General features: G+C 57.4%; 17 protein-coding genes. 4 read left to right on the forward strand and 13 right to left on the reverse strand.

What is annotated here, in order from left to right:
* Positions 1-22 precede the first annotated feature (22 nt).
* Entirely contained in the window at positions 23-2,893 is a 2,871-nt protein-coding gene (locus ACFO5Q_RS09300; protein WP_068151727.1) for a hypothetical protein, read from the reverse strand.
* Between the two features lie 526 nt (positions 2,894-3,419).
* On the reverse strand, positions 3,420-3,797 hold the full coding sequence (locus ACFO5Q_RS09305; protein ID WP_068151725.1) for a hypothetical protein: 378 nt from the start codon (positions 3,795-3,797) through the stop codon (positions 3,420-3,422).
* 307 nt (positions 3,798-4,104) lie between these two features.
* Here ACFO5Q_RS09305 and ACFO5Q_RS09310 point away from each other — a divergent pair, with 307 nt between their 5' ends.
* Both ACFO5Q_RS09310 and ACFO5Q_RS09315 read left to right on the forward strand, forming a co-directional pair.
* The gene (locus ACFO5Q_RS09310; RefSeq protein ID WP_156432049.1) at positions 4,105-4,707 is read left to right on the forward strand and encodes a hypothetical protein; all 603 of its coding nucleotides are present in this window, start codon (positions 4,105-4,107) and stop codon (positions 4,705-4,707) included.
* A gap of 196 nt (positions 4,708-4,903) precedes the next feature.
* The gene (locus tag ACFO5Q_RS09315) at positions 4,904-5,167 is read left to right on the forward strand and encodes a hypothetical protein (RefSeq protein ID WP_068151716.1); all 264 of its coding nucleotides are present in this window, start codon (positions 4,904-4,906) and stop codon (positions 5,165-5,167) included.
* A 51-nt stretch (positions 5,168-5,218) separates the two neighbouring features.
* Here ACFO5Q_RS09315 and ACFO5Q_RS09320 read toward each other — a convergent pair whose 3' ends face one another.
* The 5 genes from ACFO5Q_RS09320 to ACFO5Q_RS09340 are packed head-to-tail and all read right to left on the reverse strand — an operon-like array spanning position 5,219 to position 10,776.
* On the reverse strand, positions 5,219-6,988 hold the full coding sequence (locus tag ACFO5Q_RS09320; protein ID WP_068151713.1) for a SulP family inorganic anion transporter: 1,770 nt from the start codon (positions 6,986-6,988) through the stop codon (positions 5,219-5,221).
* Positions 6,989-7,008: 20 nt separating this feature from the next.
* Positions 7,009-8,760, reverse strand: coding sequence for a bifunctional protein tyrosine phosphatase family protein/NAD(P)/FAD-dependent oxidoreductase (locus tag ACFO5Q_RS09325; RefSeq protein ID WP_068151709.1), 1,752 nt, complete (start codon positions 8,758-8,760; stop codon positions 7,009-7,011).
* A gap of 33 nt (positions 8,761-8,793) precedes the next feature.
* Positions 8,794-9,657: an MBL fold metallo-hydrolase gene (locus tag ACFO5Q_RS09330; protein ID WP_068151706.1), complete on the reverse strand. Its 864-nt coding sequence runs from the start codon at positions 9,655-9,657 to the stop codon at positions 8,794-8,796.
* A gap of 41 nt (positions 9,658-9,698) precedes the next feature.
* Complete coding sequence (locus ACFO5Q_RS09335) at positions 9,699-10,115, reverse strand: ArsR/SmtB family transcription factor (protein ID WP_231727325.1); 417 nt, start codon at positions 10,113-10,115, stop codon at positions 9,699-9,701.
* Positions 10,108-10,776 (reverse strand): peroxiredoxin, encoded by a 669-nt coding sequence (locus ACFO5Q_RS09340; protein WP_231727324.1) that lies wholly within the window; start codon positions 10,774-10,776, stop codon positions 10,108-10,110. Before ACFO5Q_RS09340 ends, ACFO5Q_RS09335 begins: the two co-directional genes overlap by 8 nt.
* 325 nt (positions 10,777-11,101) lie before the next feature.
* Between ACFO5Q_RS09340 and ACFO5Q_RS09345 the strand changes: the two genes are divergently transcribed.
* Together ACFO5Q_RS09345 and pbpC are read left to right on the forward strand one after the other, a co-directional pair.
* Positions 11,102-16,369 carry an MG2 domain-containing protein gene (locus tag ACFO5Q_RS09345; RefSeq protein ID WP_068151699.1) on the forward strand — a complete coding sequence of 1,756 codons (5,268 nt, stop codon included), beginning with the start codon at positions 11,102-11,104 and terminating at the stop codon, positions 16,367-16,369.
* Positions 16,370-16,383: 14 nt separating this feature from the next.
* On the forward strand, positions 16,384-18,510 hold the full coding sequence (gene pbpC / locus ACFO5Q_RS09350; protein WP_082720048.1) for a penicillin-binding protein 1C: 2,127 nt from the start codon (positions 16,384-16,386) through the stop codon (positions 18,508-18,510).
* Positions 18,511-18,669: 159 nt separating this feature from the next.
* Here the strand turns inward: pbpC and ACFO5Q_RS09355 are convergent, their stop codons facing one another.
* The 6 genes from ACFO5Q_RS09355 to ACFO5Q_RS09380 all read right to left on the reverse strand — a co-directional run bounded on the left by ACFO5Q_RS09355 (position 18,670) and on the right by ACFO5Q_RS09380 (position 25,960).
* Positions 18,670-18,918: a ParB N-terminal domain-containing protein gene (locus ACFO5Q_RS09355; RefSeq protein ID WP_068151693.1), complete on the reverse strand. Its 249-nt coding sequence runs from the start codon at positions 18,916-18,918 to the stop codon at positions 18,670-18,672.
* Between the two features lie 213 nt (positions 18,919-19,131).
* Positions 19,132-19,341 carry a cold-shock protein gene (locus ACFO5Q_RS09360; RefSeq protein ID WP_068151690.1) on the reverse strand — a complete coding sequence of 70 codons (210 nt, stop codon included), beginning with the start codon at positions 19,339-19,341 and terminating at the stop codon, positions 19,132-19,134.
* A 60-nt stretch (positions 19,342-19,401) separates the two neighbouring features.
* Positions 19,402-20,754 (reverse strand): DEAD/DEAH box helicase, encoded by a 1,353-nt coding sequence (locus tag ACFO5Q_RS09365; protein ID WP_082720047.1) that lies wholly within the window; start codon positions 20,752-20,754, stop codon positions 19,402-19,404.
* Positions 20,755-21,309: 555 nt separating this feature from the next.
* Complete coding sequence (locus tag ACFO5Q_RS09370; RefSeq protein WP_068151684.1) at positions 21,310-22,557, reverse strand: TolC family protein; 1,248 nt, start codon at positions 22,555-22,557, stop codon at positions 21,310-21,312.
* Entirely contained in the window at positions 22,554-22,865 is a 312-nt protein-coding gene (locus tag ACFO5Q_RS09375; protein ID WP_068151683.1) for a DUF3240 family protein, read from the reverse strand. The genes ACFO5Q_RS09370 and ACFO5Q_RS09375 overlap by 4 nt, the downstream gene beginning before the upstream one ends.
* A complete protein-coding gene (locus ACFO5Q_RS09380) occupies positions 22,865-25,960 on the reverse strand; it encodes an efflux RND transporter permease subunit (RefSeq protein WP_068151682.1) in 3,096 nt (1,031 codons plus the stop codon). The genes ACFO5Q_RS09375 and ACFO5Q_RS09380 overlap by 1 nt, the downstream gene beginning before the upstream one ends.
* Between the last annotated feature and the right edge of the window lies 1 nt (position 25,961).

Below are 25,961 nucleotides of genomic sequence, written 5' to 3' on the forward strand. Positions count from 1 at the left end.
CGCGGCGCCTTGTGCTGTTTGCTTATTGGTTAAGCCACACGGTCCAGCCGGAAACCCAATCGTTGGCTGCATTCTTCACGGCACCGACATAGTCGGTTGCGTCGAAGAAGCTGTCGATTGCGCTTACATCCGTTGCAGTTACGCCGTTCTCCGTAGCCCCGTTGATGTAGGTCTTGAAGCTGGCCGCACCCGAGAGAGCCGTCAGGCTGTCTGTTGCAACAATGTTGTTGGCCTGGTTGTTGAACCAAGTTTCAAGATCGAAGACGTTGCCGTCATCCTTGAAGACCGAGGCACAGCTATCGCTCAGGAGCGTGCTTTCCATGGTCAGGTCACCCGTCAGGTCAGTGGCGGAAGTACCGGATACGGTGAAGGTAGCGTCCTGGTCGATGTCGAGACATGCGTCACCGAAGTCAGCCACAACCACGTTCCAGAGGTTCGCCGCAGTACCTTCGCGGAGCAGGATACCGATGTCGCTTTCGCCGCCAGCTGCTGCGCTGCCCAGGATCGTCGCGTTGGCGATCATCGGGTGAGCCCGTGGCAGGAAGTCGTTCCCGTCACCGAAGTTGTCGGCTTCGATACCTTGGTCAGTACCAGGCTGGTTCGGGTTCTGTACGATCAGAACGTGCTGAACCTTACCGCGCCAGCCCTGCGTCCAGTCGAGGCTGTCATCGTCAGCGCCGGTGATCACAAGGTGCTTCACCTGTGCCGTACCGCCGAAGAATTCAACACCATCGTCGGCACCGTTGTGTACTTGCAGGTAATCGATCGTGGTGCCGGAGCCAACGCCCTGGAAGGCAATGCCGTTCAGTTCGTCGTCAGCAGTGATCGGGTTACCAGCATATACAACGCGGGTGTAGAAGATCTGGCCGGAGCTGTCAGTGTCGTCGTCGCCGCCATAAAGGCCGCTGTCGCCTTCGCCTTCAGCTTCACAAACTTCAGCCTGGTTACAGGTGTTGATTGTGGCGCGACCGTTGATCACGAGACCGCCCCAAAGGGAAGTATCAACGTCCAGGTCGCGGGTCTCAGGGTCGATCGCCGTGAAAGTTACAGGTGCGTCAGCCGTACCGTTGGAGTTCAGCTTCGAACCGCGGGAGATCACCAGGTAAGATGTCTGGTCAGCACCCATTACGGTCACGCCAGGCTCAATGGTCAGCGTTGCAGGGTCACCCGCTGCAGCATTGCCGTCCGCGCCAACATCGATACCGAATACCACTTTGCCGTCGAGAACATAGTCAAGACCGGACACGAGGCGCAGGTCAGACGTGTAAGTTCCGGAAAGCGTACAAACAGTGCCGTCTGTGCTTGCAGTCGTGCCTTCTGGACATTCTGGATCAGGGTTCAGACCGTAAGTCCAGTTCAGGGTCCAGTTGTCAGCTGCGCTGTCGCTCTTCACCGCACCGGCATAGTCGGTTGCGTCGAAGAAGCTGTCGATAACGCTTACATCAGTACCGGTTATTGCATTTTCAGCGGAACCGTTGATGAAGTTGTTGGAAAGCGTGGTCGCGCCAACAGCGTTGTTGGCCTGTGACGTGAAGAAAGTTTCCAGGTCAAATACGTTGCCGTCTTCTTTGAAGACAGACGCACAGTTGCTGCCCAGGAGTGTGGATTCGATGGTCAGGTTGCCCGTCAGGTTCGTAGCGCTTGTGCCAGCGTTCGTGAACGTTGCGTCCTGGTCGATATCGAGACACGCATCACCGAAGTCGGAAACAACAGTATTGTAGATGTTCGCGCCAGTACCTTCACGGAGAAGCATACCGATGTCGCTTTCGCCGCCTTTGGAAGCGGAACCAACGATGGTCATGTTAGAAAGGCGTGGCTGTGCGCGTGGCAGGAAGTCGTTACCGTCACCGAAGTTGTCAGCCTCAATACCCTGGTCGGATGCAGGCTGGGCGGGGTTCTGGATGATGATCACGTGCTGGGCTTTACCGCGCCAACCTTGTGTCCAGTCGAGGCTGTCGTCGTCTGCGCCAGTGATCACAAGGTGCTTCACCTGAGCCGTACCGCCGAAGAATTCAACACCGTCGTCTGCGCCGTTGTGAACCTGGATATAGTCCAGCTCGGTACCGGAACCAACGCCCTGGAATGCGATGCCGTTCAGCTCGTCATCAGCGGTGATCGGGTTACCGGAATATTTGATTTGGACATATTTCATAACGCCGGAACTGTCGGTGTCGAGATTGCCACCATAAAGACCGCTGTCGCCTTCGCCTTCAGCTTCACAAACTTCAGCCTGGTTACAGGTGTTGATGGAAGCACGGCCGTTAATCACCAGACCACCCCACTCAGACGTGAATGGCTCTTCCAGCAGAGGGCCGGAGTAGCTTGCAGCTGCCGTTAGGCCCAGCTCAGAAGCAAGGTCAAGGTCAAGCGCGGAAGTGAAGATGATCGGGTTGTTGGCAGTACCTTCAGCGCGAATTTCAGAACCGCGGGAAATCACAAGAACGTCGGTTGCGGTCGCACCGTAGATAACAGCGCCGGGTTCGATAGACAGAACCGCCGGGTCGCCTGCGCTTGCATTGCCGTCTGCGCCAACGTCAACACCAACAGCCACTTTACCAGACAGCTGGTAGATGTTGCCTGCGGTCAGCGTTACGTCGCTGGTGAGCGTACCGGACAGGCTACAGTGTGTCTGTTCGCCAACGGATACGGCAGTTGTACCAGTTGGGCAGTTGCCTTCGGAAGTATATTCAGCGCCATCGCGGCCGATTTTTACGGCAGGATCGCCGCCATTGTCGCCGCCGTTGTCGCCGCCATTGTCACCGCCACCGGTGCCTGGGTTTGGCGCTACCGTGCCGGGAGACGCCAGCTCTGTGCTGTCGTCGCCACACGCGACAAGCGCTGTAGCAGCAACAGCCGCCAGCAGTGTGTTCTTCAAAATCTGTAATTTGGTCATTTCATTCCCCGTACGACGTTTCCGTCACCTGGATAGGTTGTTGCGTTGCATGACTTGTGGACCAGCTTCTGCGAGCCGGCTCCTGGGGCATGAGGCCTAGTGGGGGAATATTTCAGTTTCGTTTCAGCGGTATGACCGTTTGGGGAACATTCGGTCAGCTAATATCAAAACCCCAGAAAACCGCAGAATTCTGCGACTTCATACTTTCACGACATATCTTTATGCGATAAGAATACAACCAGTTAAGGCGAAGTGTGTCATCAATGGGCGTGGTGGACTTCCTTATATTTCACACTGAAACATCAAATCCAGACAGCGACTCTAGTTTAATATGGAGCAACACAGGGAAGCTCCCCTAGCTTGATCAGGCGGCTTGCGATAAAGAAAAGCACGCACCAGAGGGGACCGGTACGTGCTTCCAGGGAATGATAGTCTTTTATATCAGCTTAGTTCAGGAGATCGTCTTTGAACTGGTGTGGGCACGGACAAGGCTCTCACACCAGCCGTATTTAATAAGAATTAATCCTTATTGGTCCTCAAGACGGGCAAGAGCGACTTTCGCAATCGTCTTCACCCGGCGCGGCTGCCCCGATACCGTCAGTGCATAGGGGTTAGCCTTGCCTTCAAGTATTTCTTGATAGATATTCATCGCCAGGTCCTTGCGACCGGTAGAGCTATAGACGAACGCGAGGTTGATCTTGGCGAACACGGCGTCTTCAGGGGCGACATCGCTGCCGAGAAGAGCGGCTTCAGCCTTGCTCCAGTCTCCGCTCCCCAGTTCGCTGGTGGCATAGTCATCGCCATCCCATGCGAGCATACTTGCATCTGCGCCAGCGTCAGCGAACGACGCACTTGCAGCAAAGATGATAGCGGCGGAAACAGTTCCAAATTTCATATAACGCATACAGGCCTCCTATTGGCAAACCGATCTATTATGACCACTTTTGTTACAATAATATGTAACATGAGCAGACCGGCTCATTGGAAGGGAATTTAACCATATGAAATCGCTACAGAAAATATTTTTTGAGAATTGTTAAACAAATTCCCTTTTCGCTACATACACTTAGCATATAGCAACCCGATTCCTCGGTAGTTTTATGAATTTTTTATGACAATAGCCCAAAAGGCCGAAAAAGACAAAAAACTGTAACATAACGCGCGTATTTCAGTGGCCATCTTGAGTTTGTTATCGGATTTTAAGTCGGCTTATGACGTTTTTCAGCAGAGTCTCTTCCCGGTTCGGGCGCAAAACCGTTGGTACAGCGCTCTTTATGACAGTGGCCCTTACAGCGACAGCCCCTCAGGCTGTAGCTTCAAGCGCACCTGTTATGCCGTCGCATGGTGATTCCGTGATGGATAGCTACGCCCTGCCCGACTTTTCCGACGCATATCTGGCCCAGCCAGCCGCTGCAGCACACGATACCGCGCTCAAATTTGTGCTGGAAACCGGCATTTCAAAGAATTTGTCGCTGTTGCTGCTGCATGATGTGAAAAACTCAGCGCCGGTACGTGCTGCGATTCGCCAGTACGGCATGGACAAGGTCCAGGCAACAGTGGTGCAAGTGATCCGCAGCGTTCAAGCCAGCTACGGTGCGGACTGGACCCAAATGCTTGCGGGTGTTTACGAGCATCACTTCGACGCCCGTGCCCTGCAGTCCCTGATCCAGAAGCGCGATGCTTCACCACACTTTATCCGTCTGCTTGACCTGCAGGATGAAATTGCCACGGCTGTAAAGACCAACGGCAACAACATTCTGGACAAAGCACGCGCCGATGTGATGGCTGGCATCAAGGCCTCGCTGCCGGTCTAAGCCCACCTCCTCACAAATTCGTTATTAGTTTCCGATGTAACTAGTGAGTCGGAAGTTTCTTCTTTATTGTGCTCAGACTTTTGGCGTTCCCGGCCTGCTGGTTGTTGATCCAGCTCAGCTTCGGGCACGTACCTGAGACATCTGTAAGGTCAGACCGCGGCACAAGACCGCGCAAACCAAGAAGGGACAGATTAGAATGAAAACAACAATCCGCTCGCTTGTACTCATTATGGCAACAGGCCTCTTCAGCACCGCTGCCGTGGCTCAGCCATCCAAATCACCGAACCCTTATCCGGCAGCTGTTCAGAAGGACGAAGCCTTGGAAAAGGAAAGCTGCAAGATCGGCCCTGACTATGTGCGCACTATCTCCAAGCGCCCACCGTTCCGCCGTGTGACAACATGCGAAACCACACACACTGCCACGTTCGCCGATCAGCCTACGGTACAATCAGGCCGCTAAAACCAGCTTCAGTACAGCCTGCTTGCAGGGCGCCCATTAGAGGCGCCCTCATCAGGCCTCGTTATGCCCACCCGTTGGTGCCTTATTCGACCGGCATGGCTCGCCATTCGCCAGCGCCCGATAGGCCTGGTATTGGGTAAGGAAAACCTGGCCGCTCAACTCATCCAGGAAATGGGACCGCTGCAGCCGGTCCATAACCGGGCCCTTGACCTCGCTCAGGTGGAATTTCACCCCAGCATCCTCCAGCCGATGGTTGATAGCCTCAAGGCTTTCAAGCGCACTTGCATCAATCTCATTCACCGCCGGGCACATCAACACAACATGCTTCAGCTTTTCGTTTTCCGCCATCAGGCGATAGACCTGATCTTCAAGAAAACGCGCGTTGGCAAAATACAGGCTTTCGTCTACCCGCAAGGTGACCATGGTGTCGCAGGTTTCCACATCATGCCTTCGGATATTGCGGAAATGCTCGGTTCCCGCGACCAGGCCCACCACAGCACAGTGCGGGCGGCTGCTTTTATAAAGATGCAACAGGATCGAAAGCGTCACGCCGGACGCCACACCCACTTCCACGCTGACACCAAGCGTCAGCAAGATGGTCGCAGCCATGGCAAGGAAGTCACGCTTTGAATATATCCAGGTTGCGCGGATCATGCGGAAGTCAATCAGCGCCAGCACGGCTACAATGATGGTCGCGGCAAGCGTGGCTTTGGGCAGATAATGGATCAACGGTGTCAGGAACAGTGTGGCAACGGCAATGCCAATGGCGGTAAATACGCCCGCAGCCGGTGTTTGCGCGCCCGCGTCGAAATTCACAACAGACCGGGCAAAGCCGCCCGTGACCGAATAACCGCCGGAAACGCCAGACCCCAGGTTCGCAGCCCCAAGGGCGATCAGTTCCTGGTTCGGGTTGATCCGCTGGCGCCTTTTGGCCGCAAGCGTCTGAGCGACGGATACCGATTCCACAAACCCGATCACGCTGATCAGGAAGGCCGGCAGCGCCAATTCGCGCACCAGCTCCATATGGATGGCAGGCAAACCAAGCGTTGGCAGCCCTTCTGGGACAGCCCCAACAATGGCAACGCCTTCAGCGTCCAGCTGCCAGGTGCTTGCGATCAGGATCGTTGCCACAACAGACAGCACAGGCCCAGCCTTGACGACAAAGCCAGCAACGCTTTCGGGCACACCAAACACCTGCAACAGGCCGCTTAGGCGCAACCGCACGAAATAGAGGAACGCCAAGCAGCCCGCCCCGATCGCCAGCGTATAGCCGTTCACGTCAGGCAGGTTGTGCGCAAGGGAGGTGGCCACTTGCGGAAGCGTGTGCCCGCTCGCGGATATGCCCAGCACATGCTTGAGCTGGCTGAAGGCAATCAAGATGCCAGAGGCAGAAATAAACCCGGAGATCACAGGGTGAGACAGAAAGTTCGCAAGAAACCCAAGCCGGAAAAGCCCCATCAGCATCAGGAATGCACCCGAAAGCAACGCCAGCAGGATGGAAGCCTCTATATAGCCCGCCGTACCCTGCTTCACCACGGCACCCACCGCCGCCGCAGACATCAGCGACGCCACAGCCACAGGCCCCACAGCCAGCGTCCGGCTGGTGCCGAACACGGCATAAAGCACAAGCGGCAGGATGCTGGCATAAAGCCCCACCTCAGGCGGCAGGCCAGCCAGCATTGCATAGGCAAGCGACTGCGGGATCAGCATGATCACCACAATCACCGCTGCCGTCAGGTCGTTGATAAGCGTTTCACGGTTATACTCCCGCGCCCATTCAAGGCACGGGAATATCGCGGACAGGCGCTTGGATGCCGCCATTGGCATATTTCCTTTCGGTCCTAACCCGTTTTGGATTGCGTGAAATCACACGCATCCTTGGCTTCATGCTTGAGCGGCGCGTGAGAGATGATCTCTGGCCCCGCAAGCCATTCATGCCCTTTGAGCATCAGGTCAAAATATAGCGCCGGCATCAGCTTTTCCTTCAGGAACCAGGCCAGCCCGGACGCTTTGGTGCCCTTTACCAGCCAGGATGGGAAAGTGGGCTGCAGTTCGCCGCCATAGCCGAATTCGGCCAGCACCACCTTGCCGCGCTCTACTGTCAGCGGGCAGGAACCATAGCCCTTGTAAAGGGCAGTTTTGCTCGTGCCATCCAGGATCGCCAGCACGTTGTTGGCCACCACAGGCGCCTGTTTCCGCACCGCCGCAGCTGTCTTTGCGTTTGGCGCATTGCAGCCGTCGCCAATACCGAACACATTGCCGAAGCTGTTGTGCTGCAAGGTTTCCGCGTTCACATCCACCCAACCGGCTTCATCAGCGATCGCGGAGCCTTTCATGAAATCAAGCGGCCCTTGAGGCGGGCACACATGGATCATGTCGAAGCCGCGCTCAACGGTTGTCACCTTGCCGTCGGCGTCCGTCACCTCAAATGTCGCCATCTGGTTCGGGCCGTCCACCGCAACAAGATTTTCCATCATGTTGAGCTTGGCGCCGTATTTTTCAACATAGCCCATCAGCGCGGGCACATAGTCCTGCACGCCGAAAAGCACACCGCCCGCCGTGTGGAACTCAACCTCAATGTCCTTCAAGGCACCAGAGCGCTTCCAGTGGTCGCACGCCAGATACATGGCTTTCTGCGGCGCACCCGCACATTTGATGGGCATGGGCGGCTGGGTAAAGATCGCGCGCCCGCCCTTCAGGGATTTCACCAGATCCCAGGTGTAGGGCGCCATATCGAACATATAGTTGGACGTAACACCATTTTTGCCCAGCGCTTCCTTAAGGCCCTTGACCTTCTCCCACATCAGCTTGATGCCGGGGGCCGCCACCAGCGCGCGGTATGTCACCTCGTCACCGCTTTCAAGGATCACGCTGTTGCGCGCGGGCTCGAACCGCGCCACGGCGGAGCGAATCCATTTCACACCCTTGGGCATGACATCCGCCATCGCCCTCTTGGTCTGATCGCGGGAGAAGACACCCCCGCCCACAAGCGTCCAGCCCGGCTGGTAATAGTGGGTATCGCGTGGTTCGATCACCGCAATATCAAGGCCGGGCCTGCGCTTCAGGAGGCTCGCGGCTGCGGCAAGGCCACCTGCCCCGCCACCAACAATCACAACGTCATGGGCCGGGCCGCCCTTGGCAGGCGCAGGAGCAACCTTCGCACCAGCCGCCGCATCGCGGCGTGCGTCCAGGTCTGCGGCCTTGCCCGAAAGGTCATAGCCCGCCTCGTCAGCGGTTTTGATAATGGCGTCCGTCGACAGGTTCGCCGCCGCGCATGACGCCCAAAGGGTCACAGCGCGCGTGCCTGTGCGGCAGTATGACAGCACAGGACCAACCATGCTGGCACGGGCCTTGGCAAAGGCCCTGATGTCATCTTCAGTGATCTGGCCCGAGACAACGGGAATATGCACATAGGAAAGGCCGCTGACTTCCGCCAGCTTCTCGATTTCCTTCGATGTCGGCTGGCCGTCTTCTTCCCCGTCAGGGCGGACATTGATGATGCCGTTAAAGCCAAGCCCCTTGAGGACACTGATGTCCTGCAGGGAAATTTGCGGCGACACGGAAAGCGCCGGGGTGATTTTTCTGATATCCATGATTTTTTCCTTTGGTTGCGCTTCTGCCCGGCCTTAAAGCGCGTCGACAGGGATCTTGAGGTAACGAATGCCGTTATCTTCCTCTGGCGGCATGTGGCCCGCCCGCATGTTGACCTGCACAGACGGCAGGATCAGGCGCGGCATATCCAGGGTGGCATCGCGTTTGGTCCGCATATCGACGAACTCCTGCTCAGACACGCCGTCATGCACATGGATATTGCGCTGGCGTTCTTCACCAACTGTGGTCTCCCACGCATAGTCGTCGCGGCCCGGCGCTTTATAGTCGTGACACATGAATAGGCGCGTTTCATCCGGCAGCGCGAAAATCTTCTGTACGGATGCAAACAGCGTTGCGGCATCGCCGCCCGGAAAATCACAGCGCGCGGTGCCATAGTCCGGCATAAAGAGCGTATCGCCCACAAAACCGGCGTCGCCGATGATATAGGTCATGCAGGCTGGCGTGTGCCCTGGCGTGTGCATGGCTTTGGCCGAAATCGAACCGATGGCGAATTCGTCGCCGTCTTCAAACAGTACGTCGAACTGGCTGCCGTCGCGCTCGAACTCGCTGCCGGCATTGAAAAGCTTGCCGAATACATCCTGCACTACAGTGATGTTGGCGCCGATCGCCAGCTTGCCGCCCAGCTTTTCCTGCAGGTAGGGCGCCGCCGAAAGATGGTCGGCGTGAACGTGGGTTTCAAGGATCCACTCCACCTCAAGGCCTTGCTTCTGCACAAAAGCAATGATCTCATCGGCGGCCGCCGTGCTGGTGCGGCCCGAATTAGGCGCATATTCCAGCACTGAATCCACGATGGCACATTTCTTTGTTGCCGGATCTGCCACCACATAGCTGAAGGTGAAGGTGGGTTCGTCAAAAAACTTTGTCACTGTCGGTTTCATGGCTTGTCTCCTCATATGCAGGCTGGTGCTTGCCAGCACTGCTAGTCTTTTCTGTATGGGTCAGGCTTGATCCGGACACGGCCTGTCCGGCGCCCTTCAATTGTTGGGAAAAAGGGTTGTTCGCTTGTTGCTGCCCGCTCACGCGCAGCCAAGGCCTCACCGCCCCAGGCCTTGCACAAAACATTCATCAGATCCCTGAGCCTGTCGTCTTTCAGGCTGTAGAAAACCGCCTTGGATTCACGCCGGGTCTGAACCAACCCCTCGTCGCGCAAGCGCCCCAGTTCACGGGACAGCGTAGGCTGGCGAACGCCTGTGGTTTCTTCGATCTGGCTGACAGAGCTTTCACCGTCCATCAATTGGCACACGATCAAAAGCCGGTTCGGATGCGACAGGGTTTTCATCAGCCCCGCCACCTCAGCCGCTTGCGTTTGAACCATATCGAGCCCCGCGTTAGTCACCGCCGGCCTCCATGAAATACCAGTCGCGGCGCGCCTCTTTTGGCATGCTCTGGGTGTGACGGACTTCCTCAATTGTGGTCGGTGGCGCCTTCAGTAGTTTGTCGCCCGCATGCCAGCCTTCCGGGGCCGCAAGCTCACCCTGTTCTGTTGCCCGCAGGGCCATCAGAACCCGCAGCAGTTCGTCCACCGAACGACCAACACTGGCCGGATAGTGAACCTGCGCCCGAATAATGCCTTCAGGATCAATAAAGAAAACCGAACGGATGGTTGCCGTACTAACCGACGTTTCATCGATCATGCCATACGCTTCAGCGATGGTCAGCGACAGGTCCTCGATAATCGGGAAACTGATGGTAACGCCGAACCGCTCTTCCACATTCTGGATCCAGGCCAGGTGCGAATAGATGCTATCCGCCGACAGGCCCAGAAGTTCACAGTCGAGCGCGCGGAATTTATCCGCCGCTTGCTCAAGCGCCATAAATTCTGTGGTGCACACAGGCGTGAAGTCCGCCGGGTGTGAAAACAGCAAGAGCCATTTACCGCGATAGTCCGTCAGGCACTTCACGCCCATGGTCGTGCGGGCGGCAAAAACAGGAGCAGGGTCATTCAACCGCAAAGGGCGAATATGTCCTGCAGTTTCCGGCTTGATATCATCGGTCATCAGCATCGCTCCATTCAATATAGATATTACATAAGTCATTTTTGTTAATTGTAAATTAAAAGCCACAGGCGAACCAGAAAAACAACCTTAAACCATTGTTTTATATTCATTTCACTCAAAACCTCCTCGCCCTCCCCTCCAGGTCAGTATCACCCCTGAAACAGCATTCCCTACGCGAATCGTAACTCAGACAGCCCGCAGCTCCTTCCCCGGCAGAGGGCCCCAGCGGTCATAATTTTCCCCTGTTCCGGCATAAAGCTGTCCGGGTTTGACCACAATTAGCGGTATAGTTACACCTACACACGTCTAGTCATGGGGAATAAACATGCGCCGTCTCGCCGCCTTTTTGCTGCTCGCCACCATTTGTCTTTTCCAGACTGCCACACCGCCCGCTTTGTCGGATGACGGCGGCATCACCTCCCCCATAGTTCTGGAAGACCGATCAGCGACAGCAGAACGGCTGCTTGAAGAGGCACAGGCCCGGGCGGAGGAGTTGAGGGCGCTTGAAACTGCACAGTCAGCTGAAGATATCGACCTTTCTGATGCGCTTGATAAGGATGCCCCCGGACTTGTCACCAACGACGATATCAAAGCCTTCAAAAAGCGGTTCAGGCTAGAGCTCAAACTTGCCCAGCACCCTACCGATGCCACTGCATGGCGTGACCTCGCGGTCAATAGACTTAATATAGGGCAGCTTGAGGATGCTTACGGCGCCGCCTGGCACCTCCTCACGATAGCGAACACGGCAAGGGACAAGGCCGCAGCACTTGATGCCTTTGCCCAGGTTATGCTGGCAGAAAATCAGCCAACGGAAGCCCTGGCCACGCTCAAGGACGCGCAGGCAATCCACCGCGAGAACACGCGCCAAACCTGGCTCAATAGCGTAGAGGGACGCTTCACCCTGCGCATTGTCGACCAAGTGATGGATGTTGAAGGCCAGACACCCCGCGCTTGCCTTGTGCTATCGCATCCCATTAAGGACCCACTTCCCATTCCTGTTCGGGATTATGTCCGGTTTGAAAGCGAGCGGGATATCGCCGTACGCGGCGAAGGCAGGCGCATCTGCCTGACCGGCATGACGTATGGCGACACGCTATCCGTCACCCTTCTTGCAGGTTTACCCGGCAAGCCTGACGCAAAGCTTTATGCGGACGCAAAGCGCACCTTCACGGTGCCGGACCGGGAGGCCCGTGTCCTGTTTGGCAACGGCACCTATATCCTGCCGCAAGTGGGCGATGAGACCATCCCGCTCAAGAGCGTCAATCTGGATAGCGCAAACCTTAGCCTCTACCGCGTGCCAGACAGGGGCCTTGTCCCGTGGCTGAAAACGGGGATGGACGGCCAGAACCTGAATATATGGTCAGAGCGGAACCTGCAGGACGACCTGGGCGAGCTTGTCTGGGAAGGCAGCATCGACATCGACAATGCGAAGAATAAAGATGTCACGACACTTGTGCCGGTCCGTGAGTTTTTGAAAACCATCCAGCCTGGCATTTATGCGCTTGTGGCAAGCCCTGAAAATGATGAAACACGGAACCGGTGGACGCCACGCCAGACCCAGTGGATGGTGATCTCCGACCTGGGCGTTATGTCGCTTCAGGGGGCAGACGGTATGCATGTGTTTGTCAATTCCCTTGAAAGCGCGAAGCCGGTCAGGAACGCCACTGTTACCGTGATTGCCCGCAACAATGACACGCTCACCCAAACCACGACCGACAGAACAGGCCGCGCCACCATCGCTGCCGAACTGATGCGCGGCAAAGGCGGCAACACGCCCATGGCACTGTCCATCAGCACCGATGACGGCGACTATAATTTCGTCAAACTGCAAGGCCCTGCGCTTGACCTGAGCGACAGGGGCACCGAAGGTCGCATGCCCGCGGGGCCGCTTGACGGCTTCCTCTACACGGAGCGCGGCATCTACCGCCCTGGCGAAAAGGTGATGCTGTCCGGGCTAATGAGGGATGCCGAAGCCCACGCTGTGGCAAACCTGCCGCTAAGCCTGGTGATCACCCGTCCTGACGGCGTCGAAGCCCTGAAGGAACGCATCACTGGCGATGCACTTGGCAGCTATGCCTTCAATTATCAGCTTTCACCGGCCGCGCGGACTGGCCAGTGGCGCGCCAACCTCTATGCCGACGATGACAAGACAAGCGTTGGCAGTGCCTTTTTCCAGGTAGATGACTTTGTCCCCGAACGCCTGACCGCCAAGCTGGAAACGGTGGAAGAGGAACTGAAAGCTGGCGCCCCGCTTGAGGTGCATGTCCAGGCAGACTTCCTCTATGGTGCGCCCGCTGGCAACCTTTCAGGCACCCTCTATGCGTCGCTCGAGGCTGATCCTGCCCCGTTTGACGATTGGAAAGGCTATCAGTTCGGCCTGACGCAGGACGAGTTTACACCAGAGAAGCTGGAGCCGCTTGAGTTCAAGACCGGTGAAGACGGCCTCGGCAGGATAGCGCTTCTTGTGGACCAACTGCCTGACACCACGCTGCCTCTTCGCGCGAAGTTGATGGCGGAAGTGCGGGATGTCGGCGGCCGCCCGGTTCAGGACGGCATGTGGCTTCCCGTTGGGCGCGCGCCTGTCATGCTTGGCATCAAGCCCGACAATGATGGCCATTTCGACAGCAGCGAACCGGCGTCGCTTTCCATTCTTGCGGTAAACGCAGAAGGTGAGCCGCTACCAGCGCGCAAACTGACAGCCGTATGGGTGAAGGAACATTATAGCCACACCTGGTATCAAACCCGGGGCAACTGGAACTACCGCACCAGCGTTTATGACGAAACGCTGGGCGAAGAGAACCTGAAAAGCGGCGACGATGGGCTGGTGCAGGTTACCCGCGCCCTGCCTTGGGGCCGCTACCGCCTTGATGTCACCGACGAAGGCGGCAATGCCGTTGCCAGCAGGCGCTTTTACGTGGGCTGGTGGATGCGGTCCGACAACCCTGATGTGCCAGACGGCCTTGAACTGACAGTTGAAAACGATGCCCTGCAAAGCGGAGACAGGCTGCAGGGCTTCGTGAAAGCCCCGTTCGAAGGCATGGCCCTTCTGACCATTGCAAGCGACCGGGTCCTTGAGACCAAAACCATCGAGCTTGGTAAGGATGGCGGCACTTTTGACTTCAAGGTGAAGGAAAACTGGGGGCCTTCGGCCTATATCCTTGCCACCGCGATCCGCCCGAATGCGGGGGCTATTTCCCGCCTGCCGGTGCGCGCAACCGGCCTAGCCTGGTTTTCCATCGACCGGCAGAAGCGGTCCAAACGCATCCTGTTCGATGTGCCGGATACCGCCCTGCCCGGCCAAAAAGTCACCATTCCGTTCCGGATTGACGGCGACAGGCCAGACGGCCCCATCAAGGTTACCGTGGCCGCCGTTGACGAAGGCATCCTGAACATCACCCGCTTCAAGTCCCCGAACCCAGACGACTTTTATTTTGGCAAGCGCCGATTCGCTTTCGATGTCCGCGATGTCTATGGTCGGCTGATCCGGTCTGAAGAAGGCAAGCGCGGCACCATCCGCACCGGTGGCGACAACCTCGCGCTTGAGGAAGTCATGGTCTCCGGCTCACGTATTCTCAAGGAAGACAGCAATCTCTTCAGCCCGATCACCCGCACCACAAAAACGGTCGCGCTTCTGGAGCGCGATATTGACCTGGACGAAAATGGCCAGGCCAGCGTCACGCTTGACCTGCCGGATTTCATGGGCCGCATGCGCCTGATGGCCGTGGCGGCAGGCAAGGACGCTGTCGGCATGGGCAGTGCAAACTTGACTGTCCGCACGCCTGTGGTGGCGGACCTGATCACCCCGCGCTTCCTGGCTCCCGGGGATAAGGCCAAAGCCACCTTCAGCATCCAGAACCTGTCGGGCAAGGATGGTGAGTTCACAGTGAAACTGGCGGCGACATCCGATGTCATCGGCCTTGAGGCGCCCACTGGCACCATCGCACTCAAGAACGGTGAGCGGCGTGACCTGACGGTGTCGCTCACGGGGCAGACCATTGGCACCGCGGGGATTGAGCTTTCCGTGAGCGGCGGTGACCTGCCGCCCGTCAGGCGCCACTATGACATTTCAGTGCGGCCTGCCTGGCCTTACATGACCCAAACCGCGCGCCTGACGCTCAGACCCGGTGAAAGCGGTGCCGCGGACACCCCTGGCCCAGACGCCTTCTATAAAGGCACCGTCAGCCAGTATCTCACCGTTTCTTCGCGCCCCAACCTGGAAGCCGGGAGGAAATTTGAAGAACTGCGGGCCTACCCTTACCGCTGCAGCGAGCAGACGGTTTCGCGCGCCATGCCCAGCCTGTTCTTTGGCGACCTGAACCGGCTATACGGCCTTTCCCTGAATGAAGGCGAAGCCGCCAACACCATTGAAAACGCCATCATGGTGCTTCTGGACCGGCAGCGGTCAGACGGCAGCTTCGGCCTGTGGAACAGCTACAGCTCAGGCTATGACTGGCTGGATGCCTATGTCACTGACTTCCTGCTGCGCGCAAAGGACAAGGGCTATTATGTGCCTGAAGGGGCGGTAACACTCGCCCTTTCCCGCCTGAAGCGCATGGTCGGGCAGCGCGGGCGCGGCTATCCCGAAGCCACAGCCTATGCGCACTATGTACTGGCGCGCTACGGCGAAGTGTCCGCAAGCGAGGTGCGCTATTTCGCGGACCAGTTTGCGAAAAAACTGCGCTCACCAATCTCATTGGCGCAAATCGCCGGCGCGCTGAGCAGCGTGGGTGAAAAGGATGCGGCAGAGCAATATTTTGTCCGCGCCATACGCGCCTCAAGAGGCTCCATGCCTTATGGGGACTATGGCTCCAGCCTGCGCGATATTGCGGCCATCACCACCATCCTTTCTGAGACAGGCACGGACGCCGACCATATGGCCAAACTGGCTGAACAGCTGGAAGCAGGCGTCGCAAAAGACCAGTGGCTCAGCACACAGGAAATGGCGTGGCTGGCCCGCGCGGCGGCATCCTATGCCGCACCGGGTGATGGCGTTATGCGTTTCACCATCGGCGGGGAAGACGTAAGCGCCGCCAATGGCTTCTGGCGCAAGGTACTGACAGCAGATGAAGGCGCTGCCGCCACCGTCACCAACACCGGCGACATGCCTGTCCGCCTTGTGCATACCCTGCGCGGCGTGTCGAAAACAGCGCCTGAAAAAAGCGCGAACGGCTTCAGCTACAGCCGGTCTTTCTATAGCCTTGAAGGCAAGCCGCTGACCGCCGGAACCCTGCCCAGGAACGGCCGGTTTGTCGTGCTGTTGTCGGGCTCCATACTGGTGGAAGCCGTGCAGGACCCGCTTCTGGTGGATCTGCTGCCGGCGGGGCTGGAGATTGAAAGCACCGATGTCAGCGGGCTTGCGTTTCTGAAGAACCTGAGCGCGACGGAGTTTTCCGACGCCCGCGATGACCGCTTCGTTGCGGCGCTGCCAAAACCCCGGTATCGGCGCGGCAAAAAGACCGACTTCAACGTGGCCTATATCGTGCGGGCAATCACGCCGGGGGACTATGTCCTGCCCGGGCCGTTCGTTGAGGACATGTACAAGCCCCAGTACCGCTATCAGGGCGAGGCGTCCCGCCTGTTGATCACGGACTAACGGTGGCGGTGAGTATGGCAAAGATCGCGAAATACTGGCCCAAAAACTGGCCCAGAAACTGGCGCAAAAAGCTGAAAGTTGCCGCAATCACCCTTGCGGCGACCCTTGGCCTTTCCGTGCCCACATTTTTCGCGCTGGACGCCACTTTCCCACCCAAGCTGGAACGGTTCCACACCGTTTCGCATGAGGTTCTGGCCGCAAACGGGCAAGTCATGCGCCTGTTCCCGGTGGAAAACGGCCGCCTGCGCCGCCATGTCTCGCTCGATCAGGTGGACCCATTGTTCATCAACATGCTGATCACCTATGAGGACAAGCGCTTCTATGAGCACAGCGGTGTTGACCCGCTTGCGGTCATGCGCGCGGCCTGGCAGGCGGCGTCTTCGGGGGAGATTATCTCGGGCGCGTCCACGCTGACGATGCAGGTGGCGCGGCTTTTGGAACCCCGCCCGCGGACGCTTTCGTCCAAGCTGGTGGAAATGTTCCGGGCGCTGCAGTTGGAGCACCGCTTCAGCAAACGCGACATCCTTGAGATGTATCTCACGCTTGCGCCCTACGGCGGCAATATTGAGGGCATCCGGGCCGCAAGTCTCGTCTATTTCGGGCATGAGGCAGACCATCTCACGCCCGATGAAGCCGCACTTCTTGTGGTGCTGCCGCAGTCGCCGACGGGCCTCAGGCCTGACCGAAACCCCGCAAACGCCAAACAGGCACGGAACAAGGTGCTGGCACGGGTCGCGGCAGACGTGGGGCTGGAAGCACACCTGGCGTCGCTGGCCGCACAGGCGCCTGTGCCATACAGCAAGCGGCCCCCACGACTAACAGCACCGCACCTTGCTGCCCGCCTGAAGGCATCGGCGGAAGGCCCGGTGACCCACACCTATATCGATATCGCCCTACAATCACAGCTTGAGGCGCTGGCGAAAGCGGGGGCCAGCCGCCTGCACGGTGGTGCCAGCGTCGCCATGCTGGTGGTGGAAAACAAAAGCCGCAAGGTCATCGCCTATGTGGGCTCTGCCGACTATACCGACACCGCCCGCGACGGCTTTGTCGACATGGTCACCGCAACGCGCTCGCCCGGCTCCACGCTCAAGCCCTTCATTTATGGTATGGCGTTCGACCGGGGCATCGCCCACCCCAGCACCCGCATCATGGACGAACCGCGCCGCTTCGGCAGCTACGCGCCCAGCAATTTCATGGATACTTTCTATGGTCAGGTGACAGTCACGGAAGCGCTGCGCCGGTCCCTGAATGTGCCGGCGGTTGCTGTGCTTGACCGCCTTGGCCCCGTGCAGTTCACCGAAAGCCTGCGCCATGCGGGGGCCGCACTGTCGCTGCCCGGTGAAGAAGCGCCGGGGCTTGCTGTCGCTCTTGGCGGGGTTGGTATGTCGCTTGAGGATCTGGTGATGCTATATGCGGCGCTCGCGGATGACGGACAGGCACGGCCCTTGAGACACACAGACACGCTGGTCGCCACAGGCGAGCCATTGGGCGAACCGTTGCTGGGCGCGGACACCCGCGATGCGCTGAGGCACATTCTTTCGGGCATCGGCGCGCCGGGGGACCGGTTGCCGCGCAAGTATCAGATGAACCCACGCCACATTGCCTTCAAGACGGGCACCAGCTATGGCTTTCGCGATGCCTGGGCTGTGGGTTATGACGGCGGCTATACCATCGGCGTCTGGATTGGCAGGCCTGACGGCACACCCATGCCCGGCCACTTCGGCAACAACACCGCCGCGCCCCTTTTGTTTGACGCCTTCGGCCACTTGCCGCCCGCCCCTGCCCCGGCGCCGGGAGGCAACCTGTTGACCGCCCAGGCGCTGCCGCCCGCGCTGGAGTATTTCGACAGGCCGCAGCTTTCAAAGGTTTCCGGCAGGCGGGTCGCGCCGCTCGCGCTAGCTTTCCCACAGGCAGACAGCGTGGTCGGCTTGATGGGCCCTGCCACCCCGATAACACTGTCGGCGGAAGGCGGTGAAATGCCGCTGCAATGGTTCATGGACGGCAAGCCGATCCGGTCCAGCCGCTGGTCACGGGACGCCACCTTCATGATTGATGGCCCCGGTTTCTATCATGTCAGCGTGACAGACAGGAACGGCATCCGCGTTTCCGCCAGCTTCAGCGCCGAGGACCTGTCGCGGTAGGATAAGGGGTGTTCAGAAAATATGGGTTGCCGCAATTCCTGAGGAAATCCGAAGACCTGATTTGGCAAGTACTTAAGCAGTGCGGGCATTGAACCCAAGTCTCTGGGCTTTTTGCCTTGCCCCTTTGGGCGTAGCTGGCGCTTCAAGCCACAACAGTCTTCAGAATTTTGGGGCCTGAACGACATAGGCACCAATTTCCGTTTCACCCAGGGCCCTGTTGGCCTCCAGGCGGTTGATCCCCTCGACCAATACAAACCGGCCTTTGCCGCTGCGCACTTTGATCGGCTTCTGCGCTTCACCGTTCAGCAGCTTTTCGGTAACGGCTTCCACCTTGCTTTGATCCAACTCGCCACGCCGTTTGGTTGGGATGTAAATCTCGTCAATTATTACAGGCACGATTTTCAGCATTTTCAGGATCCGTATCGGTTCACCACTTTGCTTTGCGGCACTGGAATTGAAACAAGGCCCGTCTGCCGGGAAACGGAAGCGAACCTGTGTTGCCGGTGTTTGCAGCCGGTCAAGCTTAACCTGTCAGGTGCTTGAAGCAAGCAACATCAGTGTTCGAGAGGAAGAACCCTCCCGGGAAGGAAGGTGAGGCACAAAGCGCCTCACCTTAAATCTTTATGTCAGCTGCAGATTTTCAGCAGAAGACTTGCCGCGCATTTCGTCGACATGGATTTCATATCCAACTTCATCACCTTCATTGAGGCTGCCGAGGCCGGAGCGCTCAATCGCGCTGATGTGAACGAATACGTCCGCGCCGCCGTCAGTTGGTTTGATGAAGCCGAAGCCTTTGTCCGGGTTGAACCATTTTACAGTACCTGTAGCCATGTGAATTTCCTTTCAGTCTACAATTTGGATATTGGTTTGGTTGAATAGTGTGTGCCTTCTTCAGGCGATGCCTGCCGCAAGTGACCTGCTCTCGCCGAGCATGCGCATCAAGCCGTCAGTAGGCATATCTGGCCCAGGTTTGCGCCATGGTGGCGCGCTGGGCTTCCTGTTCTGTGATCCGCGTGCGGTTTGACTGTCACGCTTGGGTTTCTGGTCCTGCGCCGATTTAGCCTTTGTGCTGGCGTTTGAGGCGCTGCGGGTTTCCGCACCGCCTTCACTGCCAGCCTCTGCCGGCTTCGAAGAAGGCATAAGTTGCTGGCCTGTAAGCTTCTCGATCGCGCGCAAAAGTTTCACTTCGGATGAATCGCATAGGGATATGGCAACGCCGCTTCGGCCAGCCCGTGCTGTGCGGCCAATCCGGTGCACATAGGCTTCTGGGGCAAGCGGCATATCGAAATTGATAACATGTGAAATGTCGTCAATGTCGATCCCGCGGGCAGCAATGTCGGTGGCGACCAATATTCTGGTTTTGCCGTCCCTGAAACCTGCCAGGCTTTTCTCGCGTTCCGCCTGACCTTTATCGCCATGAATGGCCTGCGCGGGCTGTCCGGCACTGGCCAGATCTGCCGCGACTTTGTCCGCGCCATGCTTGGTACGGGTAAAGACCACGGCCTTTGTGACGGCCTCATCGGCCAGAATGTCGGCAAGAGCGTTTCTTTTCGCACCCTTTTCAACACGCTTCACGATCTGGGAAATGCGGGCGATCGGCGTTGAGGCCGGCGCAACTGAAATTTCAGTTGGGTTGGTCATGAATTCATTTGCCAACTTCCTGATTGGAGGCGGCATGGTCGCGGACATCAGGATGGTCTGGCGCTGTTCCGGCAGTGCCTGCATGATCTTACGAAGCTCAGGCAGGAAGCCCATATCCATCATCTGGTCGGCTTCATCAGCCACCACCTGAAGGGTCTGGCCAAGCCGAATAGCGCCCGATTCCATATGGTCCAAGAGCCGTCCCGGCGTCGCAACAATGATGTCGACACCAGGGGCGCAGGCCGTGATCTGCGGACGGGGGCTTACGCCGCCGACAACAACAGGCGCGCTCACTTTCATGAACTTGCTGAAGGTTTGGATTTCTTCTGCGATTTGCTGGGCCAGCTCGCGCGTCGGTGTCAAAATGAGGGCGCCGCAAGTTCCTGGCCAATGCCGCTTTTTCCTTGCTGCAATCCGGGTCAGGATCGGCAATACAAAAGAAGCGGTTTTACCGGTTCCGGTCTGCGCGATGCCAATAACGTCCTGGTGGGCGTTCATGGCCGGGATTACATCACGCTGGATAGGTGTTGGGGTCGTATATCCTGTCGCCTCAATTGCACGCAGGACTGACTCGGCAAGGCCGAGGTCTTTAAAATAAGTCAAATAGTCTCTTCAATCCTCCTGCAGCACTTCACCCAAGGGGGGTGAAAGAAAGCAGGCACTTTGGTTGGGAAGTCTGTGTAGATCAGCTGCCGTAATGTTCTTTGCCAAAATTGGCGATTCAAGGCAGCAATCATAGGATCAATGACGAGAATGGAATGCCGCTGATGAAGTCATCTACATGCGACATTTGCACTGCTTAGAACACGTATCCGGCAAAATAGCAAGGAAATGATTGGAACCGGCCCGGCGCCCCCTGCTGGAAACCTGTATCAGGCGAAGGGCGCGACCGTCTGTCACGGCCGAGGCGAATTGGCGTCCCTGACAGCTAGGTGTAAATCCTCACAGAAAGCGAGAGAGCAGTTGGCGGCTTCCAGCCCTCTTTCAACTCTGTTCGCAAAGGAAAAGAGAACCGTTCGCAGAGCAACGGAGAAATATTGATCCATTCTCATAGAAAATGAGAAATCTTAAAAACCACAAAAGCGGACACTCATTGAACCCCGCTTATAGGCCCGCTTCTGACCCAAAGCGGCCCTTACCTTGCGCTTCATATGGGGATTAGTCCTCATGATCGTGGTGGGTCGCAATCCATATTTCGTGGGAATCAATGCGTAACTGCGTAATTGCGTCATGCGCCGCAATGCGGGCGGTCGCTTCCTGGCGAACAACGTCATGATGCGCATTAAGGGCACGCAGCAGTTCCACCAGATCACGTTCACCAAGTTCGACCGCACGGCGAACCCGGGAGACAACCTGTTCGCTTGCCGTCAATGCCGCAGATGCCTGTTGCCACACCGAAAGCCCGGCTTCAGCGCGAGTGATATCCCGGTCTGCGACTTCCTCAACCATCAAGCGCACCTGCCGCGCCTGTGCTTCGGCAGCAAGGGCCCGCGCGCGCTTTGCATCGCTTTGGGCGCTACGGCGGCTGGAACCGAAAGGCATGGAGAAAAGAAGGCCAACGCCCTGCTCTTCGCCGCCCCGTTCACTGAAAAAGCGAACACCAACGGTCGGATCAGCGATCTTGTTCAATCGCCCGCGACGGGCCAAAGCCATCTGCTGTTCGGCGTATTTTTCCGCCATCCGCAGTTCATGACTGCGAGTAAGGATAAGATTTTTCCATTCGTCAAAGCCGTATTCTGTTGCCGCGGGGTCGCCGATATCCAGTTGCTGGGCCGGCAAGGCCATAGTCGGGAACATGGTACCGATGGCCCGTTCTGCTTCCAGCTTTCTGGCCTGGCTCTTTTGCAGCTTAGCCGCGGCGGTGGCCAGCGCGGAACGTACACCTTCCACCTCCAGAAGAGCCGCTTCCTGCAGCTCATAACGGCGCTCCACAGCTTGAAGTTCCTGCCGGTAGGTATCCACTGCCATCTGGTCAATTCGGTGCATGGCGCCGGCTTCCAGCCATTCAAACCAATAATCCTTCAGCATCAGCGCGACCTGATGGCGGGCGTCATCGCGTGCATTTTCAGCGACACTGATACCAAGCGCCCCGATCTTCCGGTCTTCTTTCGCCTTTCCCGGCAGGCGGATCGCCCGACTGATGGTGCTATCCCATTCGCTATAGGTTCCTTCGCCCCTGACATCACGGCGGATATAGCTTCCGCTCAGATGGAAGTCATGGTCACCAGCCTTATAGACACGCGCTTGGGCTTCGGCCTCTGCAAGGCTCGCCTCGGCCGCCGCAACAACAGGGTGCGCGCCAATCGCTGCCTGGGCAACATCCGACTGCGGCAGAAAGCTATCGGCTGCTTCGACGGCACCGCCGGCAGCCAGAACAGAAAAAGCGACTATATATTTCTTGATCATGCCTTCAGACTCCCTGCTCCGGCGACTGGCTCCAGCCAGTGCGTGACATGAGCGTTGCGCGTTGCCTGACCCAAAGCAACCAGTGCTCGCTCTACGTCGTTTTCAGGCAACACCATCCACAGGCATTTGCGGGCAACATGGCCGCGAACCTGCTCATGCGTGGATGCAGAAGCAAAATCATGGCCATGCCCCTGAACATCAAACGAAGTGAACCCAGGAAGCCCCGGGGAGGCGTCAAGAAACGCCTCTGTTATGTCTTCTGCAACTTCGAGCGGACAGACAACGACCAATTTGCATAGGGTTTTCATTATGATCCACTCCCTTCAATCTGGACGACTTCATCCTGCCCACCGAAACGGCGGAACAGGATTGGCAGAACAAACAGCGTAAGCAGGGTAGAGCTCACAAGCCCACCAATCACCACGATCGCCAGCGGCTTCTGGATTTCCGAACCAGGCCCGGTCGCAAACAACAGCGGAACAAGGCCAAAGGCCGTGATGCTTGCTGTCATGAGAACGGGCCGCAAACGCCGCTGGGCGCCTTCAAAAACAACAGATTGCATATCAAGCCCGGACGCCATCAGATGGTTGAAATGTGCCACCAGAACAAGCCCGTTCAATACTGCAATACCCAACAGGGCGATGAAGCCAACCGAGGCAGGAACCGACAGGAATTCGCCTGACAGCCATAGCGTCAAAACGCCGCCAATAAGCGCGAATGGAATATTCGCCAGGATAAGTAGCGATTGTCGCATAGACCGGAAAGTTGCAAACAGTACGAAGAAGATCAGGGTCAGGGCCAGCGGCACAACGACGCCGAGCCTTTCTGCCGCACGCTTCTGGTTCTCAAATTGACCGCCCCAGACAAGCCTGTAGCCCGCAGGCAAGGTCACCTGCGCTGCCACAGCTGCCTGCGCGTCTTCAACAAAACCAACAAGGTCCCGCCCGGATACATAGGCCTGGATAACCGCATAACGTGATGCATTTTCACGATCCACCTTAACGGCCCCTTCGGGCATATGGATGTGGGCAATGTCGCTGAGGCGGGCACGGCCGCCATCCGGTGTCGGCATTTGATAATCGGCGAACATTTCTACCCGGTTACGGAGTTCATCACCCCCTTTAATCATGATAGGGATACGGCGGTTCTGTTCGGCAACATAACCGGCACTTACGCCTTCAAGCTGAGCGCGCAATTCTTCCTGAACCTCGGTCAGTTGCAGGCCAACACGGCCAGTGGCCAGCCGATCAATATCCACTTGCAGATACTGTACCGTGTCGCTGGCGACCGAAATAACCTCTGCCGCCCCATCAATCGAAGCAACGGTTTTCTGAATCTGGTCGCTCAGACGGCCCAGAACCTCAAGGTTCGGCCCGAAAATCTTGATCGCAAGATCACCCCGGCTACCGGTCAGCATTTCAGATACCCGCATTTCAATTGGCTGTGTGAACGCGAAATCAATACCGGGAAAATCATCCATCACGGCCCTGATCTGGTCCGCCAGCCAGGCTTTGTCCTGCTTGCGCCATTCTTCCTTGGGCTTCAGAACCAGAAAACTGTCTGTCTCATTCAACCCCATGGGATCAAGGCCGATCTCATCCGAGCCCAAACGGGCAATGATGCTTTTCACTTCCGGCACGTCTTCAAGGATTGCACGCTGAACAGCTAGATCACCTTCCGTACTGCGTTCTACATTCACCGATGGAAGCTGCGCCAGTTGAAGAAGAATCCCACCCTCATCCATTGTCGGCATGAAAGTTTTACCCACCATCACATAGGCAACCACCGCCGCTGCAAGCCCAGTTCCTGCCAGGCCAAAAACCGGCAATGGCTTATCCAGCGCGCGACGTAAAAGCCTTTTGTATACTGGCGCAATCTTGCGCATCAGCCAGGGATCAGCATGCGCGCCAGCCTTAAGCGCCGCAGATGACAACACAGGAATAAGTGTTAGTGAAAGGATCAGCGATCCAGAAAGCGCGAAGACAATGGTCAGTGCAACCGGTGCAAACAGCTTTCCTTCAAGCCCCTGCAAAGACAAAAGCGGTAGGAACACAAGGCAGATGATCAGAATACCTGACGCCACAGGTACGGCCACTTCACTGGCGGCACGGTAAACCCGGTGTAGCATAGGAACCTTGGCATCAGCTTTATGGTGGGCAAGATGCTCAACCGTATTTTCCACCACGACGACCGCGGCATCCACCAACATACCAATGGCAATTGCCAGTCCTCCCAGGCTCATCAGGTTCGCGGTTAAGCCAAAATACTGCATCATTACAAAGGTGATCAGCGCCGCAAACGGCAATGTCAGCGCCACCACCAGGGCAGCCCGCACATTGCCCAGAAAAAGGAAAAGCAGGACGACAACAAGAACCGTTGCTTCAAGGAGTGCCTTGGAAACCGTACCAACAGCCTTTTCGATCAGGTCTGACCGATCATAAAAGGCGCTAATCTCCACACCTTCCGGCAAGCTTGGTTTCAATTCTTCAAGTCGTGCCTTTACGCCATCAACCACGGCACGGGCATCCGCGCCGCGAAGGGCAATCACGAGCCCCTGTACGGCCTCGCCCTTGCCGTCCTTGGTTACGGCACCATAGCGGGTCAGCGCGCCAAAACGTACGTCCGCCACATCTGCCAGCCTGAGCGTGCGCCCTTCATCAGCCATAACAACGATCTGACGAAAATCATCCAATGTTCGTGCGGCACCGACTGTCCGTACAATCAGGTTTTCCTCGCCATCATTCAACCGACCAGCACCGTCATTGCTGTTGCTGGCAGCGATGGCGGTGCGGAGGTCGGAAATCGTGAGGCCTGCATCCAGAAGCGCGATCGGATCCGGTACGATTTCAAAAGTCTTCACCCGGCCACCAAGGGCATTAACGTCGGCCACCCCCGGCAAAACGCGGAGCGCAGGACGGATGGTCCAATCCAGTAAGGCCCGGCGCTCATCCAGTGTCAAACCGTCGCCTTCAACTGTGAACATAAACACGTCTGAAAGCGGCGTGGAAATCGGCGCAAGCCCACCTGACACTGTATCCGGCAGCACCTCCATGACACCGGAAAGCCGTTCTGACACCTGTTGGCGCGCCCAATAAACATCTGTACCTTCCTCGAAGTCCAGCGTGATATCCGCGATGGCATATTTCGCGACCGAGCGCAGGATCGTCTGCCCCGGAATACCGAGCAGCTCCATCTCAAGCGGCACATTGATGCGCTGCTCCACCTCTTCCGGTGTCATGCCAGGGGCCTTCAGGATCACCTTCACCTGCGTTGGTGAAATGTCCGGGAAAGCATCAATCGGCAATTTGAGAAAGGCAAAAGCACCCGCCACGCCCAGCATTAGGGCCAGCACCACCACCAAAAGACGTTGGGTTAGCGAAAACTCGATAATCCGGTTCAGCATG

The organism is Kordiimonas lipolytica (genome assembly GCF_042651265.1).
In the GTDB taxonomy this organism is placed as follows: Bacteria; Pseudomonadota; Alphaproteobacteria; order Sphingomonadales; family Kordiimonadaceae; genus Kordiimonas; species Kordiimonas lipolytica.